17 protein-coding genes are annotated in these 15,644 nt (G+C 72.4%); 14 read left to right on the top strand and 3 right to left on the bottom strand.

Translation table 11 applies throughout. From position 1 onward, the window contains the following. Position 1 precedes the first annotated feature (1 nt). The 3 genes from rpmB to QM788_RS13590 all read left to right on the top strand — a co-directional run bounded on the left by rpmB (position 2) and on the right by QM788_RS13590 (position 1,404). Positions 2-235 carry a 50S ribosomal protein L28 gene (gene rpmB, locus QM788_RS13600; RefSeq protein WP_268153841.1) on the top strand — a complete coding sequence of 78 codons (234 nt, stop codon included), beginning with the start codon at positions 2-4 and terminating at the stop codon, positions 233-235. Between the two features lie 37 nt (positions 236-272). Then, the gene (gene rpmG / locus QM788_RS13595; protein ID WP_025564431.1) at positions 273-443 is read left to right on the top strand and encodes a 50S ribosomal protein L33; all 171 of its coding nucleotides are present in this window, start codon (positions 273-275) and stop codon (positions 441-443) included. A gap of 136 nt (positions 444-579) precedes the next feature. Then, complete coding sequence (locus QM788_RS13590; RefSeq protein WP_415662009.1) at positions 580-1,404, top strand: lysophospholipase; 825 nt, start codon at positions 580-582, stop codon at positions 1,402-1,404. A gap of 9 nt (positions 1,405-1,413) precedes the next feature. Here QM788_RS13590 and QM788_RS13585 read toward each other — a convergent pair whose 3' ends face one another. The 3 genes from QM788_RS13585 to QM788_RS13575 all read right to left on the bottom strand — a co-directional run bounded on the left by QM788_RS13585 (position 1,414) and on the right by QM788_RS13575 (position 4,948). Beyond that, the gene (locus QM788_RS13585) at positions 1,414-3,342 is read right to left on the bottom strand and encodes a methyl-accepting chemotaxis protein (RefSeq protein WP_415662008.1); all 1,929 of its coding nucleotides are present in this window, start codon (positions 3,340-3,342) and stop codon (positions 1,414-1,416) included. Positions 3,343-3,557: 215 nt separating this feature from the next. Then, on the bottom strand, positions 3,558-4,454 hold the full coding sequence (locus QM788_RS13580; protein ID WP_415662007.1) for a patatin-like phospholipase family protein: 897 nt from the start codon (positions 4,452-4,454) through the stop codon (positions 3,558-3,560). 68 nt (positions 4,455-4,522) lie between these two features. Further along, entirely contained in the window at positions 4,523-4,948 is a 426-nt protein-coding gene (locus tag QM788_RS13575; RefSeq protein WP_415662006.1) for an Lrp/AsnC family transcriptional regulator, read from the bottom strand. 126 nt (positions 4,949-5,074) lie between these two features. Between QM788_RS13575 and QM788_RS13570 the strand changes: the two genes are divergently transcribed. The 11 genes from QM788_RS13570 to QM788_RS13520 all read left to right on the top strand — a co-directional run bounded on the left by QM788_RS13570 (position 5,075) and on the right by QM788_RS13520 (position 15,507). After that, positions 5,075-6,112, top strand: a complete 1,038-nt coding sequence (locus QM788_RS13570; RefSeq protein WP_415662005.1) for an ornithine cyclodeaminase — start codon at positions 5,075-5,077, stop codon at positions 6,110-6,112. A gap of 31 nt (positions 6,113-6,143) precedes the next feature. Next, on the top strand, positions 6,144-7,070 hold the full coding sequence (gene ybiB, locus QM788_RS13565; protein WP_415662004.1) for a DNA-binding protein YbiB: 927 nt from the start codon (positions 6,144-6,146) through the stop codon (positions 7,068-7,070). Positions 7,071-7,251: 181 nt separating this feature from the next. Continuing rightward, complete coding sequence (locus QM788_RS13560; RefSeq protein WP_415662988.1) at positions 7,252-8,019, top strand: sulfite exporter TauE/SafE family protein; 768 nt, start codon at positions 7,252-7,254, stop codon at positions 8,017-8,019. 2 nt (positions 8,020-8,021) lie between these two features. After that, the gene (locus QM788_RS13555) at positions 8,022-9,737 is read left to right on the top strand and encodes a nitrite/sulfite reductase (protein WP_415662003.1); all 1,716 of its coding nucleotides are present in this window, start codon (positions 8,022-8,024) and stop codon (positions 9,735-9,737) included. Positions 9,738-9,739: 2 nt separating this feature from the next. Continuing rightward, positions 9,740-10,237, top strand: a complete 498-nt coding sequence (locus QM788_RS13550; RefSeq protein ID WP_415662002.1) for a DUF934 domain-containing protein — start codon at positions 9,740-9,742, stop codon at positions 10,235-10,237. After that, positions 10,234-10,989, top strand: a complete 756-nt coding sequence (locus QM788_RS13545; RefSeq protein WP_415662001.1) for a phosphoadenylyl-sulfate reductase — start codon at positions 10,234-10,236, stop codon at positions 10,987-10,989. The genes QM788_RS13550 and QM788_RS13545 overlap by 4 nt, the downstream gene beginning before the upstream one ends. Continuing rightward, on the top strand, positions 10,986-11,951 hold the full coding sequence (gene cysD / locus QM788_RS13540; RefSeq protein ID WP_415662000.1) for a sulfate adenylyltransferase subunit CysD: 966 nt from the start codon (positions 10,986-10,988) through the stop codon (positions 11,949-11,951). The genes QM788_RS13545 and cysD overlap by 4 nt, the downstream gene beginning before the upstream one ends. After that, positions 11,951-13,240: a sulfate adenylyltransferase subunit 1 gene (locus QM788_RS13535; protein WP_415661999.1), complete on the top strand. Its 1,290-nt coding sequence runs from the start codon at positions 11,951-11,953 to the stop codon at positions 13,238-13,240. The genes cysD and QM788_RS13535 overlap by 1 nt, the downstream gene beginning before the upstream one ends. Continuing rightward, positions 13,240-14,079, top strand: coding sequence for a uroporphyrinogen-III C-methyltransferase (cobA, locus tag QM788_RS13530; protein ID WP_415661998.1), 840 nt, complete (start codon positions 13,240-13,242; stop codon positions 14,077-14,079). The genes QM788_RS13535 and cobA overlap by 1 nt, the downstream gene beginning before the upstream one ends. Next, a complete protein-coding gene (gene fdxA, locus QM788_RS13525) occupies positions 14,076-14,399 on the top strand; it encodes a ferredoxin FdxA (RefSeq protein WP_415661997.1) in 324 nt (107 codons plus the stop codon). The genes cobA and fdxA overlap by 4 nt, the downstream gene beginning before the upstream one ends. A gap of 13 nt (positions 14,400-14,412) precedes the next feature. Further along, positions 14,413-15,507, top strand: a complete 1,095-nt coding sequence (locus QM788_RS13520; RefSeq protein ID WP_415661996.1) for an NAD(P)/FAD-dependent oxidoreductase — start codon at positions 14,413-14,415, stop codon at positions 15,505-15,507. Positions 15,508-15,644 lie beyond the last annotated feature (137 nt).

Raw genomic sequence — 15,644 nt, 5'->3', positions numbered from 1 at the left:
CATGGCACGCGTCTGTCAAGTCACGGGCAAGAAGCCCATGGTCGGGAACAATGTGTCCCACGCCAACAACAAAACCAAGCGCCGGTTCCTGCCGAACCTGCAATACCGCCGTTTCTTCGTGGAATCGGAAAACCGCTGGGTGCGCCTGCGCATCAGCAACGCCGCCCTGCGTTTGATCGACAAGGTCGGCATCGACCAGGTCGTCGCCGACCTGCGTGCCAAGGGCGAGCTGTAAAGCGCGCCGTCCACTGACCCACTGAAGGAACACGACCATGGCATCCAAAGGCGGCCGCGAAAAGATCAAGCTGGAGTCCACTGCGGGCACCGGCCACTTCTACACGACGAACAAGAACAAGAAGACCACGCCCGAAAAGCTCGAATTCATGAAGTTCGACCCCAAGGCGCGCAAGCACGTCCTGTACAAGGAAATCAAGCTGAAGTGACGCCCGGCGGCATGCGCCGCCCCGGCCCACAGCCCGCACAGAACCCGCCGGACGGCAAGGTCCGGCGGGTTTTTTCTTTGGCGCCGGCGCTCATGCACACTGGCGGCCCGACAGCCCTGCCCCGCGCGACCCGCCGATGAACATCACCACCGACGACGGCCTGAGCCTGCACGCCCGCCACTGGCCCGCCACGGCCGCAGCGCGCGGCCAGTTGCTGATCGTCCACGGGCTGGGCGAGCACATCGACCGTCATGCCCAACTGGCCGCCGCGCTGGCCGCCGCCGGCTGGGACGTGTACGGCTGGGACCACCGCGGCCACGGCCAGAGCCCGGGCCGGCGCGGCGACATCCCCGATCCCGAGGCGCTGCTGCGTGACACGGCCCGCGCCATCGACACCGTGCGCCGGCCCGGCCATCGCTTCGTGCTGCTGGGGCACAGCCTGGGCGGTGCGGTGGCGGCGCGCTTCGTCGCCGAGGGCCTGTCCGCCCGGCCCGCGGCCTGGCACCGGCCGGTGGACGGCCTGGTGCTCAGCTCGCCGGCGCTGGACGCCGGCCTGAGCGGCGCGCAGCGGCTGCTGCTGGCCGTGGCCGGCGCGCTGGCGCCCGGGCTGTCGGTCGGCAACGGCCTGAAGCCCGGCTGGATCAGCCGCGACCCGGCCGTCGTCGCGGCCTATGTGGCGGACCCGCGGGTGCATGACCGCATCACCGCGCGGCTGACCCGCTTCATCCTGGCGGCCGGCGCCCGCGCGATCGCCGACGCGCCGCGCTGGACCGTGCCCACGCTGCTGATGTGGGCCGGCGCCGACCGCTGCGTCGCGCCGCGCGGCAGCGAGGCCTTCGCGGCCGCCGCGCCGGCCGGCGTCGTCAGCGCCCGGCCCTGGCCCGGCTGCGCGCACGAGATCTTCAACGAGCCCGAGAAGGCCGAGGTGATCGCGGCCCTGCTGGCCTGGCTGAAGCGCTGACGCGCCGCGTCAAGCGGCGAGCCGGAACACCGCCACGCCCTGCACCAGCTCCTGCGCCTGGCCGCGCAGGCTGCTCGCGGCGGCGGCCATTTCCTCCACCAGCGCGGCGTTCTGCTGCGTCGCCTGGTCCATCTGCGTGACGGCCTCGCCGACCTGGGCCACGCCCTGGGACTGCTCGCGGCTGGCGGCGCTGATCTCGCCCATGATGTCGGTCACGCGGCGCACGGCGGCCACCACGTCCTGCATGGTCGCGCCGGCGCGCTCGACCAGCGCATTGCCCTGCTGCACGCTGTCCACGCTCGCGGAGATCAGCGCCTTGATCTCGCGCGCCGCCTCGGCGCTGCGCTGCGCCAGGCTGCGCACCTCGCCGGCCACGACCGCGAAGCCCCGGCCCTGCTCGCCCGCACGCGCCGCCTCGACGGCCGCATTCAGCGCCAGGATGTTGGTCTGGAAGGCGATGCCGTCGATGACGCCGATGATGTCGGCGATCTTGCCGGACGAGGCGTGGATGCCGTGCATGGTCTGCACCACCTGGGCCACCACCTCGCCGCCCTGCGCGGCGACCTCGCTGGCGTTGGCGGCGAGCTGGCTGGCCTGGGCGGCGCTGTCGGCATTCTGGCGCACGGTGGCGGTCATCTGCTCCATCGACGCGGCGGTTTCCTCCAGCGCACTGGCCTGGCTCTCGGTGCGCGCGGAGAGGTCGAGGTTGCCCTGCGCGATCTGCGTGCTGGCCGTGGCCACGCCCTCGGCGCCGCTGCGCACCTGCGCCACCACTTGCGTGAGCCGGGCACGCATGTGCAGCAGCGCCTCGATGAGCCGGCCGGCCTCGTCGCTGCCGTGCGGGATCGCGGGGCCGGAGAGGTCGCCCTGCGCCACCGCGCCGGCCAGCGCCACGGCCTGGCCCAGCGGCCGCGTGATGGAGCGCACGAACACCGCCATCAGCACGCCGGCCAGCAGCAGCGTCAGCGCCAGCACGGCGGCCTGGACGATCAGCGCGTTGCGCAGGCCGGCGATGCGCTGCTGCAGCGTGACGTCCAGCCGCTCCAGCGCCTGGGTGTCGACGGCATACAGCGCCTCGATGGCGCGCGTGAAGGTGTCGAAATAGGCCGGCGCCGGATGGCTCAGCGCGGCGGCGTCGATGAGGGCTTCGTCGGCCAGCCGCAGCGCGCCGGCGATCTGCTCGTGGGCGTTGCGGATGGGAGCCGCCAGCCCGCTGCGGAAGACCGGGTTGCCCTCGGTGGCGCGGGCGAAGCTGCGGAAGACCTCGCCCTCCAGTTCGTCCACGCGCTGGCGCAGCGCCACCAGCCCGCCCTTGGCCTGCGCCGGCAGCTCGCCGCGCCCGAGGAAGCCGGTGCCCTGCGCGCGCAGCACGCCCAGCTTCTCGCCGAGCATGGGCGCCTGGACCAGCGCGGCCTGGATCAGCGCATAGGTGTCGGGGTTGGCGTCCAGCGCCAGGCCGTAGCCGTGCAGCAGGTCGTCCTCGATGCGCATCACGGCGGCGATCAGCGCCGTGTGCCGGGCCGTGCTCTGCGCCGGCTGCAGCTCGCGCTGGGCGACGGCGGGCTCGAGCTGCCGCCAGGCCTGGCGCACCTCGGCCCAGGCCGAAGCCTGCGCGGCGGGCACGCCGGCCTCGGTGAAGCGCGCGTCCACGACGTCCATCGCCCGGACCGCCGCGTCGCGCGCGGCGGGGCGGCGCGCGGCCAGGCTCTCGTCGCCGCCCAGCATGCCGGCGGACAGGCCGCGGTGCACCTGCAGCCACTGCACGGCCTGGTTCAGCGCCAACAGCGGCCGCGCGCCGCGCGCTTCCTGGCGGGCGGCGTCGATGTCGTGCAGCGCGCTGCGCATGTACATGAAGGTGGGCAGCGCGCTCATCAGCAGGCCGATGCACGCGAGGATGATGAATTTGTGGAGCAGCCTGAGCCGGGACAGAAAGGTCATGGGATGAGCAATGGGCAGGCGCGCGGAGCGCGCGTAACAAGGCACGGGAGCCGTCGCGGCTCCAGGGAGGCCGCACCATTGTGGGGAGGTAACCCGAAGAAACCCTGACACGTGGCAAGCCCCGGGGCGCGGCGGGCGCACCAGGCAGGCAAAGCGGTACTAATGCGCGCCCTCGGCGCGGCCCGCGCGGGGCGGGGCCCGGCGTCAGCGCCGGGTCAGCGCGCCCGGGCTTCGAGGCGCTGGCGCAGCAGCGGCAGCGCGGCCAGCGCGGCATCGCGGCCGGCCTGCACGGCACGGCGGCGGGCGGTGAAGTCGGCGCTGCCCACGCCGTCCAGCCGCGGGCGGATCACGAGGTCCGCATCGCGCAGCTCGAAGCCGTTGATGCTGCGGCCCATGATGGCGAAGGTCTGCAGCAGCATGCGGAAGGCGTCGCCGGGCGGCTCCTTGCCCGGCGGCGAGGTGATGTCCACCGCGATGACGAACTGCGCGCCCATCTCGCGCGCGAAGCGCACCGGCACCGGCGAGACCAGGCCGCCGTCCACGTACTCGCGCTGGCCGATGCGCACCGGCTGGAACACCGCGGGCACGGCGCTGGACGCGCGCACGGCGGTGCCGGTGTCGCCGCTGCGGAACAGGATGGGCGAGCCGTCGGACAGGTCGGTGGCGACGATGCCCAGCGGCAGCGCCATCTGCTCGATGCCGCGGCCGCCGGTCTTGTCGCGGATGAAGCGCGCCAGCGCCTCGCCGCGGATCAGGCCGCGCAGCGGGAACGACCAGTCGGTGATGGCGCCCTCGTCCATGCCCTCGGCCAGCGCCTGCAGCTCGCGGCCGCCCTTGCCCGACGCGTACAGCGCCGCCACCAGGCTGCCGGCCGAGGTGCCGGCCACGAGGTCGACGTGGATGCCGTTTTCCTCCAGCACCTGGATGACGCCGATGTGCGAGAAGCCGCGCGCCGCGCCGCCGCCGAGCGCCAGGCCGATGCGCGGCGGCTTGGGCGCGGGCTTCGCGGCCGGCGGCGGCTCGACGGGCGGCGACGTCCGCAGCGTGGCGCAGCCGGCCAGCAGGACGAACAGGGCCGCGAGCGATGCACGGCGGAGGGCAGCAGGTTTCATGGGCCAGGCGGACGGGAAAGCGCGCGCACGATAACCGAGCCGCGCTGCCGCACCGTGTTGGCGGCGCGTCAACCGAGCTTGTAGCTCTGCAGGTGGATGGAGGTCTCGGTGCCGGCGATGCCCTTGATGAGCCGCACCCGCTCCAACACGTCGGCCAGCTCCTGCAGGCTGGCGCTGCGGATCTCGGCCAGCAGGTCCCAGCGGCCGTTGGTGTCGAACAGGCTCGCGACGCCGGGCTCGCCCAGCAGCCTGGCCACCACCTCGCGGGTGCGGTTGCCCTCCACGGTGATGCTCATCCAGGCGGTGATCTGGTCGGGCACCGAGTCCGGCCGCAGCCGCACCGTGTAGCCGGTGATGACGCCGCCGTCCTCCAGCCGGGCGATGCGGTTGGTGACGGTGCCGCGCGACACCTTGAGCTTGGCCGCCAGCGTGGCGACGCTGGCGCGGGCATCGGCGCGCAGCAGCGCGAGCAGTTGCTGGTCCAGGGCATCCATCTTGATCAGATCGTCATTTTTCGCTGCCATTTTGCCAAATCACATCGCATTACTGATCAGGATTTGCGCTTCTGCCTGGCGGCGCGCGTCGGAAGAATCCGGGCCAACACCTGCCGGAGAGATCCCATGACGACCTTGCTCACCCCCCGCGACATCGCCCACCTCGTGCAGCGCGTCGGCCTGCCCGATCTGCTGCGCCGCCTCGTCGGCTACCTGGAGGAGGACTACCGGCGCTGGGCCGCGTTCGACAAGACGGCGCGCGTGGCGGCGCATTCGCCCACGGGCGTCATCGAGCTGATGCCCATCGCCGATGCCGCGCACTACAGCTTCAAATACGTCAACGGGCACCCCGGCAACTTCCGCCACGGCCTGCCCACGGTGATGGCCTTCGGCGTGCTCGCCGACGTGGCCACCGGCGTGCCGGTCCTGCTGTCCGAGCTGACGCTGACCACCGCGATGCGCACCGCCGCCACGTCGGTGATGGTGGCCCGGCGCCTGGCCCGGCCCGACAGCCGCGTGATGGCGCTGATCGGCAACGGCGCGCAGAGCGAGTTCCAGGCGCTGGCCTTCCACCACCTGCTGGGCATCCGCGAACTGCGCCTGTTCGACATCGACCCGGCCGCGACCGCCCGGCTGGTGCGCCACCTCGCCGGCACGCCGGGCCTGGCATTGACCGTGTGCGCCTCCACGGCCGAGGCCGTGCGCGGCGCCGACATCGTCACCACCGTCACCGCCGACAAGACCAACGCCACCATCCTGACGCCCGGCATGATCGAGCCCGGCCAGCACATCAACGGCGTCGGCGGCGACTGCCCGGGCAAGACCGAGCTGCACCCCGGCGTGCTGGCGATGGCGCGCGTGGTCGTCGAGTACGAGCCGCAGTCGCGCATCGAGGGCGACCTGCAGCAGATGCCGGCGGACTTCCCCGTCACCGAGTTCTGGCGCGTGCTGGCCGGCCAGGCCCCGGGCCGCGAGTCGGCGGCGCAGGTCACGGTGTTCGACTCGGTGGGCTTCGCGCTGGAGGACTTCTCCGCGCTGCGTCTGCTGCACGACCTGGGCCGCCAGCTGGGCCTGGGCGCGCCGCTGGACCTGGTCCCGCGCATGGCCGACCCCAAGAACCTGTTCGGCGAACTGCAGCTCGACCGCCAGCGCCAGGCCGCCTGACCCGCACCGCCCGCGCCGGACAATGCCGGGCATGGACTACGCCCCGCTGATCAAGGAACTGGGCCGAGGCGCCCGTGGCGCACGCGACCTGACGCCGGCCCAGGCACAAACGCTGTTCGGCGCGATGCTGGACGGCGCCGTGCCCGACCTCGAACTGGGCGCGCTGCTGATCGCGCTGCGCGTGAAGGGCGAGAGCCCCGGCGAGGTGGCCGGCTTCCTGGCCGCGATGCAGGCGCGCACCGCCGGCCTGCGGGCGCCGGACGGCCCGCGCACCGTGCTGCTGCCCAGCTTCAACGGCGCGCGCAAGCAGGCCAACCTGATGCCGCTGGTCGCCCGGCTGCTGGCGCGCGAGGGCGTGCCGGTGCTCGTCTTCGGCCGGCACGACTTCGACAGCCGCGTCAGCCCCTTCGCGCTGCTGGACGCGCTCGGCCTGCCCGCCAGCCCGACGCTGGGCGAGGCCGAGCGGCGGCTGCGCGACGAGCGCCTGGCCGTGCTGCCGCTGCACCGGCTCAACCCGGGCCTGGACGCGCTGATGGCGCTGCGCCCGCGCCTCGGGCTGCGCAACAGCGCGCACAGCCTGGCCAAGCTGCTCGACCCCTTCCCGCCCGGGCGCGGCGTGCGCGTCGTCGCCGTGACGCACCCGGAATACCTGGCCAGCATGGCCACCGTCCTGCCCGCGCTGACCGCGCACGGCGGCCGCGCGCTGCTGATGCGTGCCAGCGAGGGCGAGGCCTATGCGCACCTGCGCCGCAAGGCGCACCTGATCGGCTTCGCCGACGGCGCGGCCACGCCGCTGCACCCGGCCGACAGCACCGACCTGGACTGGCCGCTGCCGCCGCAATGCGCGCCGGCCGAGAACGCGGCCCTGGTCCGCGCGATGCTGGACGGCACCGAGCCCGTGCCGACGCGCATCGCGGAACAGGTCGCGGCACTGCGGCGGCTGGCGGGCGCGGATTGACGCGCCGCGCCTCACCACCAGCAGCGACCCGGTCCAGCGCCAGCCCCCGAAAACCAACGTTGCTTATTCAGCCTGGGCATATGGCCCCAAGAAATCTGTAGTTCTGCTGCGGCGCAACATTGCCTAGAGTCGCGCCCTCGGGTGGCAGGGGTCGCCCCAACGGAGCGGAGGAGGCCGGGTGCTGGACGGGGTGGCGATTGCGAGCGGGTGGGGGGTCGGCCTGATCGTCGGCATCACCGGCGTGGGCGGCGGCTCGCTGATGACGCCGCTGCTGCTGACCGTCTTCAAGCTGAACCCGGCCGTGGCCATCGGCACGGACCTCTGGTTCGCCGCGCTGACCAAGATGAGCGGCTCCGTCGCCCACGCCCGCCACGGCCACGTGAACTGGCCCATCGTGCGCCGCCTGCTGGCGGGCTCGGTGCCGGCGTCGCTGGCCACCGTCGCGCTGATGCACCTCAGCGGCGTCACCCAGGGCTGGGCGGCCGCGCTGACCTTCTCGCTGGGCATCGCGCTGCTGCTGACGGCGGTGGTCGTCGCGTTCAAGCGGAGCTGGCAGGCGCTGGGGCTGCGGCTGGAGCGCTGGATCCCCGAGCACGCCAAGCCCGCGCTGACCGTTGCCAGCGGCGCCGTGCTCGGCGTGCTGGTGTCGCTGTCGTCCATCGGCGCCGGCGCGATCGGCGCGACGCTGATCCTGCTGATTTACCCGCGCCTGAAGGCGCGCGACATCGTCGGCACCGACATCGCCCATGCCGTGCCGCTGACGCTGGTGGCCGGCATCGGCCACGCCAGCCTGGGCAACGTGGACTGGGCGCTGCTCCTGTCCCTGCTGATCGGCTCCCTGCCCGGCATCTGGCTGGGCGCCCAGTTGACCCGCCGCCTGCCGGACGGCGTGGTGCGCAGCCTGCTGTGCGCCTCGCTGCTGGTGGCCGGCTGGAAAGTGATTCACTGACCATGTACCAATACACCGACTTCGACCGCCGTTTCGTCCGCCAGCGCGCGGCCCAGTTCCGCGACCAGCTGGAACGCAACCTCGCCGGCACGCTGGGCGACGACGAGTTCCGCGCGCTGCGGCTGCAGAACGGCTGGTACATCCAGCGCCATGCGCCCATGCTGCGCGTGGCCGTGCCGTATGGCGCGCTGTCGTCGCGCCAGCTGCGCCAGCTCGCGCGCATCGCCCGCGAGTACGACGTGGTGGCCGACGGCCCCTTCCAGGGCCAGGGCGGCTACGGCCACTTCACGACGCGCCAGAACCTGCAATACAACTGGATCCCGCTCGTGAAGAGCGCCGACGTGATGGACCTGCTGGCCGACGTGGACATGCACGGCATCCAGACCAGCGGCAACTGCATCCGCAACATCACCAGCGACGCCTTCGCCGGCATCGCGCCCGACGAGCTGGTGGACCCGCGCCCCTACGCGGAAATCATGCGCCAGTGGAGCACGCTGCACCCCGAGTTCGCCCACCTGCCGCGCAAGTTCAAGATCGCCATCAGCGGCGCCGCCGAGGACCGCGCGGCCATCGGCTGGCACGACATCGGCCTGCAGCTGAAGAAGAACGCGGCCGGCGAGGTCGGCTTCCAGGTCTTCGTCGGCGGCGGCATGGGCCGCACGCCCATCCCGGGCGTGGAGATCGGCGCCTTCGTGCCCTGGCAGCAGATCCTGGTCTACATCGAGGCCATCGTGCGCATCTACAACCTCGCCGGCCGGCGCGACAACCTCTACAAGGCCCGCATCAAGATCCTCGTGAAGGCCGAGGGCCGGAAGTTCATCGACGCGGTCAACGAGGAGTTCGCCCGCATCCTGGCCGACGACCCGGCCGGCCACGAGCAGCTCATCCCGCAGGCCGAGCTGGACCGCGTGGCCGCCTGCTTCGTGGCCCCGGCGGGCGTGCGTGCCGAGCCGGCCGCGCCGCCGGACGCCAGCGACCCGGCCTTCGCGCGCTGGCTGGCGCGCAACGTCCACGGCCACCGCCTGAGCGGCTACCGCGCCGTCACGCTCAGCCTGAAGCGCGTGGGCATCGCCCCGGGCGACGCGTCGGCCGACGTGATGGACACCGCCGCCGCGTTGGCCGACCGCTTCAGCCACGGCGAGCTGCGCGTGAGCCACCGCCAGAACCTGGTGCTGCCCTGGGTGCGCGAGGCCGAGCTGGCCGAGCTGTTCCAGGCCGCGCGCGCCGCCGGCTTCGCCACGCCCAACGCCGGTCTGCTGACCGACCAGATCGCCTGCCCCGGCGGCGACTTCTGCGCGCTGGCCAACGCCCGCTCGCTGCCGCTGGCCGCCGAGATCGCCGAGCGCTACCAGGACATCGACGAGCTGGAGGACCTCGGCGAGATCGACCTGCACATCAGCGGCTGCATCAACTCCTGCGGCCACCACCACAGCGGCCACATCGGCGTGCTGGGCGTGGACAAGGACGGCGCCGAGTGGTACCAGCTGACGCTGGGCGGCAGCGACGGCTCGACGCTCTCGGGCGCCACCGTGGCCGGCAAGGTCATCGGCCCGAGCTTCGCGGCCGACGAGATCGCCGACGCCGTGGACGCCGTCATCGAGACCTTCAAGCGCGAGCGCTGGTCGGGCGAGCATTTCATCGACACGGTCCGGCGCCTGGGCCTGGACCCGTTCAAGACCGCGGCGAACGCCGTGCGCGTGTCCACCGCGAAGGCCTGACCATGAAGTTCATCCACCCCAACACCTGCCCCTGGAAGCACGCCATCGGCGAGGACGGCCCCAAGCCCGACCCCGACCCGGCCCCCCACCGGCTGCTGACGCTGGAGCAGTGGCACGCCGTCAAGGGCCACTGGCCGGCGGACCTGCCGGTCGCCATCGAGTTCCCGAACGACGCCGACGTGAAGGAGCTGGTGCCCGACCTGCACCGCATCGCGCTGGTGGTGCTGGACTTCCCGAAGTGGACCGACGGCCGCGCCTACAGCCAGGCCCGGCTGCTGCGCGTGCGCCACCAGTTCAAGGGCGCCCTGCGCGCGCGCGGCGAGGTGCTGGTGGACATGATGCAGCTGCTGGCCCGCACCGGCTTCGACGAGGTGGTGCTGCGCGGCGACCAGTCCCAGGCCGCGGCGCAGAAGGCGCTGGACCTGTTCGCGCCAGTGGGCTTCTACCAGGGCGACGTGGCCGAGACGCGGCCGTGGTTCCTGCGCAGGAGCGCGGCGTGAGCGGGGCCAGCAGCCTGCCCTGGGCCGCCGCGCCTGCGGCCGGCAACGCCATCGCCCTCTACGCGCGCTGGACGCCCGCGCTGGACGCCAAGGTCGAGGCCGCGCTGCAGCGCCTGCGCGACGCCAGCATCGAGCACGGCGACGGCCTGGTGCAGAGCAGCAGCCTGGGCGTGGAGGACATGGTCGTCACCGACCTGATCTCCCGCACCGGCCTGCCCGTGCACATCGCCACGCTGGACACCGGCCGCCTGCACGCCGAGACGCTGGCGCTGCTGCCGCAGATCAAGGACCGCTACGGCTTCGACGTGGAGGTGTTCAAGCCGGTCGCCGAGGCCGTCGTCGAGTTCGTCGCCCGCGAGGGCGAGGACGCGATGTACAAGAGCATCGAGCTGCGCAAGGCCTGCTGCGGCGTGCGCAAGATGGAGCCGCTCTCCCGCATGCTGAAGGGCCGTTCGGCCTGGATCACCGGCCTGCGCCGCGAGCAATCGGGCGCGCGCGGCGACGTGGCCTTCGATGAGGACGACGGCAATGGCCGCCGCAAGATCAGCCCCATCGCCGACTGGCGCTGGGCCGAGGTCTGGGCCTACGTCGAGCAATACGCCGTTCCGTACAACCCGCTGCATGACCAGTTCATGCCGTCCATCGGCTGCGCGCCCTGCACGCGCGCGATCGCCGTGGGCGAGGACTTCCGCGCCGGCCGCTGGTGGTGGGAAGACAGTTCCAAAGAGTGCGGCCTGCACGCGAAATCATGAATGCTGCTGTGAAACCCGAACAACTCGTCGCCGACGTCGACCACGCGCACCTGGACGCGCTGGAGGAAGAGGCCATCTTCATCCTGCGCGAGGTGGCCGCCAGCTTCGAGCGCCCCGCGCTGCTGTTCTCCGGCGGCAAGGACAGCTGCGTCGTGCTGCGCCTGGCCGAGAAGGCCTTCAAGATGAAGAACGCCGCGCACGCCAGCGGCTATTCCGGCGCGCTGCCCTTCCCGCTCGTCCACATCGACACCGGCCACAACTTCCCCGAGGTCATCGAGTTCCGTGACCAGCGGGTCGCCGAGATGGGCGAGCGCCTCGTCGTCGGCCACCTCGAGGACTCGATGGCCAAGGGCACGATCCGCCTGGCCCACCCGCTGGAAAGCCGCAACGGCCATCAGACCGTGACGCTGCTGGAGACCATCGAGGAGCACAAGTTCGACTGCCTGATCGGCGGCGCCCGCCGCGACGAGGAGAAGGCGCGCGCCAAGGAGCGCATCTTCAGCCACCGCGACAGCTTCGGCCAATGGCAGCCCAAGGAGCAGCGTCCCGAGCTGTGGACGCTGTTCAATACCCGCATCCGCCCGGGCGAGCATTTCCGCTGCTTCCCGATCAGCAACTGGACCGAGCTGGACGTCTGGCTCTACATCGCCCGCGAGAACATCCCGCTGCCGCCGATGTACTACGCGCACCAGCGCCAGGTGATCCGCCGCAAGGGCCTGCTGGTGCCGCTGACCGAGGTGACGCCGCCCGAGGCCGGCGAGACGGTGGAGACCGCCACCGTGCGCTTCCGCACCGTCGGCGACATGACCTGCACCTGCCCGGTCGAGAGCCCCGCCGCGAATGCGAGCGAGGTGGTGGCCGAGACGCTGACCGTGACGGTCAGCGAGCGCGGTGCCACGCGCATGGACGACCGCACGTCGGAAGCCTCGATGGAAAAACGCAAGAAGGAAGGCTACTTCTGATGAAAGCCCTGAGATTCCTGACCGCCGGGTCCGTGGACGACGGCAAGTCCACGCTGATCGGCCGCCTGCTGTTCGACGGCCAGGCCATCCTCGCCGACCAGCTCGACACGCTGGAGCGCCGCGCCGCCGGCCGGCCCATCGACCTGAGCCTGCTGACCGACGGCCTGGAGGCCGAGCGCGAGCAGGGCATCACCATCGACGTGGCCTACCGCTACTTCGCCACCAAGACGCGCAAGTTCATCATCGCGGACGCCCCCGGCCACGAGCAGTACACGCGCAACATGGTGACGGCCGCCGCCGGCTCTGACGCCGCCGTCGTGCTGGTGGACATCACCAAGCTGGACCTGGCGCAGGACGAGGTCACGCTGCTGCCGCAGACCCGCCGCCACTCGCTGCTGGCGCAGCTGCTGCGCGTGCCCAGCCTGGTGTTCGCCGTCAACAAGATCGACGCGCTGGCCGACCCGGGCGCGGGCTTCGCCAAGGTCCGGGCCGCGCTGGACAAGTTCGCCGCCGCCGCCGGCCTGAACGTGGCCGCCACGGTGCCGGTCAGCGCGCTGCGCGGCGACAACGTCACCCAGCCGCTGGACGCGCCGTGGTGGAGCGGCGAGAGCCTGCTGCAGGTGCTGGAGCGGCTGCCGACGGTTGCCGAGCGCAGCGACGCGCCGCTCTCCCTGCCGGTGCAGTACGTGCAGAAGAACGCACACCAGTCCGAAGGCACCGGCCACCAGCCGCGCGTGCTGTGGGGCCGCATCGCCCACGGCGCCGTGAAGGCGGGCGACACCATCGAGGTGCTGCCGTCGAAGCAGACGGCGGTGATCGCCGAGGTGCGCCTGGCCGGCGAGACCGTGCCCAGCGCCGCGGCCGGCGACTCGGCCGGCCTGGTGCTGGACCGCCAGCTGGACGTGAGCCGCGGCGACTGGATCGTCACGCCCGGCTCGGCCGCGCCGGCCAAGACCTTCCCCGCCACACTCGCCTGGCTGGACACCGAAGCCGCCAAGCCCGGCCGCAAGTACTGGGTGCGCCACGGCAACCGCTGGGTGCAGGCGCGCATCTCGACCATCGACTCGGTGCTGGACATCAACACCCTGCAGCCGCAGGACGCGCACGAGCTGCCCGTCAACGCCATCGGCCGCGTGCAGATGGAGGTGCAGCACGAGCTGCCGGTCGAGCCCTTCGCGGACAACCGCGTCGGCGGCGCGCTGATCGTCGTCGACCCCGCCAGCCACCGCACCAGCGGCGCGCTGCTGGTGGACCTGCCGGCCGCCGCGCCGGCGGAAGAGGCCTGGTGATGACCGGCAGCAAGGGTCCGGGCGCGCGGCCGGCCGGCTGCGGCGATCGGGACACGCAGCCGGCCGGCTGCGTGGTCTTCGTCAGCGCCGGCCCCGGCGCGGCCGACCTGATCACGCTGCGCGGCGCGCGGGCGCTGGCCCGGGCCGACGTCGTGCTGGCCGACGCGCTGGCCGACCCGGCGCTGCGCGAGCTGGCGCCGCAGGCGCGCTGGATCGCCGTCGGCAAGCGCGGCTTCGAGCATTCCGCCAAGCAGACCGAGATCAACGCGCTGCTGGTCAAGGCCGCGCGGGAGCACGCCGTCGTCGTGCGGCTCAAGGGCGGCGACGCCAGCATCTTCGGCCGCCTGGAGGAAGAGCTGGCGGCGCTGGCCGCCGCCGGCATCGCCTGCGAAGTCGTTCCCGGCGTCACCGCTGCGCTGGCCGCCGCCGCGCAGGCCCGGCGCCCGCTCACCCGGCGCGGCCGCGGCCGCAGCGTCAGCCTGACCACCGCCATGACCGAGGCCGGCGAACTGCGCGCCGCGCGCTCCGCCGACACCGAGGTCTTCTACATGGCCGGCCGCCAGCTCGCGGCGCTGGGCCGGCAACTGCTGGCCGCCGGCTGGGCGGCGGACGCGCCGGCGCTGGTCGTCTCCCGCGCCGGCTGCGCCGACGCGCTGGTCAGCGAGCACCGCGTGGCCGGCCTCGCCGCCGCCGCGCTGCTGCACCGCGGCCGCCCGACGGTCGTCACCGTCGGCGCGGGCGCCGCCGCGCTGCCCGCTCAGGGCAAACCCGTGCCGCCCCCTAAAATCGCTGTTTCGCCTGACCCCTCGCAGGCCCCCCTTACCCCGAGCCGCCCATGACCCACGTCGTCACCGAAGCCTGCATCCGCTGCAAATACACCGACTGCGTCGACGTCTGCCCGGTCGACTGCTTCCGCGAAGGGCCGAACTTCCTGGCGATCGATCCGGACGAGTGCATCGACTGCGCCGTCTGCATCCCCGAGTGCCCGGCCAACGCCATCCTGCCGGAGGAGGACGTGCCCGGCGACCAGATGCACATGGTCCAGATCAACGCCGACCTGGCCAAGCAGTGGCCGAGCATCACCAAGCGCAAGCCCGCCCTGCCCGACGCCGACGAGTGGAAGGACCGGACCGGCAAGCTGCCCGAGCTGATCCGCTGACCGCGCGCGCTCCATGCCGGCCGCCCCCGCCCCCGCCCCCCAGCCCGACACGATAGAGACCGACGCCGTCATCGTCGGCGCCGGCCCGGTGGGCCTGTTCCAGATCTTCGAACTGGGCCTGCTGGAGATCAAGGCCCACGTCATCGACAGCCTGCCCGCCCCCGGCGGCCAGTGCGTCGAGCTCTACCCCGACAAGCCCATCTACGACATCCCGGCCGTGCCCATGTGCACCGGCCAGGAGCTGACCGACAACCTGCTCAAGCAGATCGCGCCCTTCGGCGCGACCTTCCACCTGGGCCAGGAGGTCACCGGGGTGCGCAAGCGGGACGACGGGCGCTTCGACGTCGAGACCAGCAAGGGCACGCGCTTCCTGGCGCGGACGGTGTTCATCGCCGGCGGCGTCGGCAGCTTCCAGCCGCGCACGCTGAAGGTCGAGGGCGTCGCCGCCTATGAAGGCACGCAGATCCACTACCGCGTGAAGGCGCCGGCCGACTTCGCCGGCCAGCAGTTGCTCATCATCGGCGGCGGCGACTCGGCGCTGGACTGGGCGCTGAACTTCTGCGCCGGCCACCCGGACGGCAACCCGCACAAGGCCGAAAGCGTCATCCTGGTGCACCGCCGCGACGAGTTCCGCGCCGCGCCCGCTCAGGTGGCGAAGCTGCGCGAGCTGTGCGACGCGCAGCAGATGCAGCTCATCATCGGCCAGGCCACCGGCCTGGACGAGCGCGACGGCCGGCTGACCGGCCTCAAGATCACCGGCAACGACGGCATCACCCGCATCGTGCCCTGCGACCAGGTGCTGGCCTTCTTCGGCCTCAGCCCCAAGCTCGGCCCGATCGCCGACTGGGGCCTGGCGCTGGAGCGCAAGCAGGTCGTCGTCGACACCGAGAAGTTCGAGACCAGCGTGCCCGGCATCTTCGCCGTGGGCGACGTGAACACCTACCCGGGCAAGAAGAAGCTCATCCTGAGCGGCTTCCACGAGGCCGCGCTCGCGGCCTTCGGCGCCGCGCCCTATGTGTTCCCGGACAGGCGCATCCACCTGCAGTACACGACCACCAGCCCCAAGCTGCACCAGGTGCTGGGCGTGGAATCGCCGGTGTTCGACTGAGCCCGGCCCCGAACGCCCCGACACGGTGCGCACGCACCACCCGGCAGCAGCACGCCGCTCGCCCCCCGTTCCGGGGGTGGAGCGGCGCCGCGCCTGCGGTAATTCGTCACATGAAAATGCGTATGATTCTCATTTGT

Source organism: Roseateles sp. (assembly GCF_047654785.1).
Lineage (GTDB): Bacteria > Pseudomonadota > Gammaproteobacteria > Burkholderiales > Burkholderiaceae_C > Pelomonas.
Note: the sequence above shows the minus strand (reverse complement) of the source record. Positions and strands in the feature narration are given on the sequence as shown.

Excerpts from the sequence above, each read along its gene's own strand:
- rpmB (WP_268153841.1), top strand. The coding sequence starts at position 2 with ATGGCACGCGTCTGTCAAGTCACGGGCAAGAAGCCCATGGTCGGGAAC.
- rpmG (WP_025564431.1), top strand. The coding sequence starts at position 273 with ATGGCATCCAAAGGCGGCCGCGAAAAGATCAAGCTGGAGTCCACTGCG.
- QM788_RS13590 (WP_415662009.1), top strand. The coding sequence starts at position 580 with ATGAACATCACCACCGACGACGGCCTGAGCCTGCACGCCCGCCACTGG.
- QM788_RS13585 (WP_415662008.1), bottom strand. The coding sequence starts at position 3,342 with ATGACCTTTCTGTCCCGGCTCAGGCTGCTCCACAAATTCATCATCCTC.
- QM788_RS13580 (WP_415662007.1), bottom strand. The coding sequence starts at position 4,454 with ATGAAACCTGCTGCCCTCCGCCGTGCATCGCTCGCGGCCCTGTTCGTC.
- QM788_RS13575 (WP_415662006.1), bottom strand. The coding sequence starts at position 4,948 with ATGGATGCCCTGGACCAGCAACTGCTCGCGCTGCTGCGCGCCGATGCC.
- QM788_RS13570 (WP_415662005.1), top strand. The coding sequence starts at position 5,075 with ATGACGACCTTGCTCACCCCCCGCGACATCGCCCACCTCGTGCAGCGC.
- ybiB (WP_415662004.1), top strand. The coding sequence starts at position 6,144 with ATGGACTACGCCCCGCTGATCAAGGAACTGGGCCGAGGCGCCCGTGGC.
- QM788_RS13555 (WP_415662003.1), top strand. The coding sequence starts at position 8,022 with ATGTACCAATACACCGACTTCGACCGCCGTTTCGTCCGCCAGCGCGCG.
- QM788_RS13550 (WP_415662002.1), top strand. The coding sequence starts at position 9,740 with ATGAAGTTCATCCACCCCAACACCTGCCCCTGGAAGCACGCCATCGGC.
- cysD (WP_415662000.1), top strand. The coding sequence starts at position 10,986 with ATGAATGCTGCTGTGAAACCCGAACAACTCGTCGCCGACGTCGACCAC.
- QM788_RS13535 (WP_415661999.1), top strand. The coding sequence starts at position 11,951 with ATGAAAGCCCTGAGATTCCTGACCGCCGGGTCCGTGGACGACGGCAAG.
- cobA (WP_415661998.1), top strand. The coding sequence starts at position 13,240 with ATGACCGGCAGCAAGGGTCCGGGCGCGCGGCCGGCCGGCTGCGGCGAT.
- fdxA (WP_415661997.1), top strand. The coding sequence starts at position 14,076 with ATGACCCACGTCGTCACCGAAGCCTGCATCCGCTGCAAATACACCGAC.
- QM788_RS13520 (WP_415661996.1), top strand. The coding sequence starts at position 14,413 with ATGCCGGCCGCCCCCGCCCCCGCCCCCCAGCCCGACACGATAGAGACC.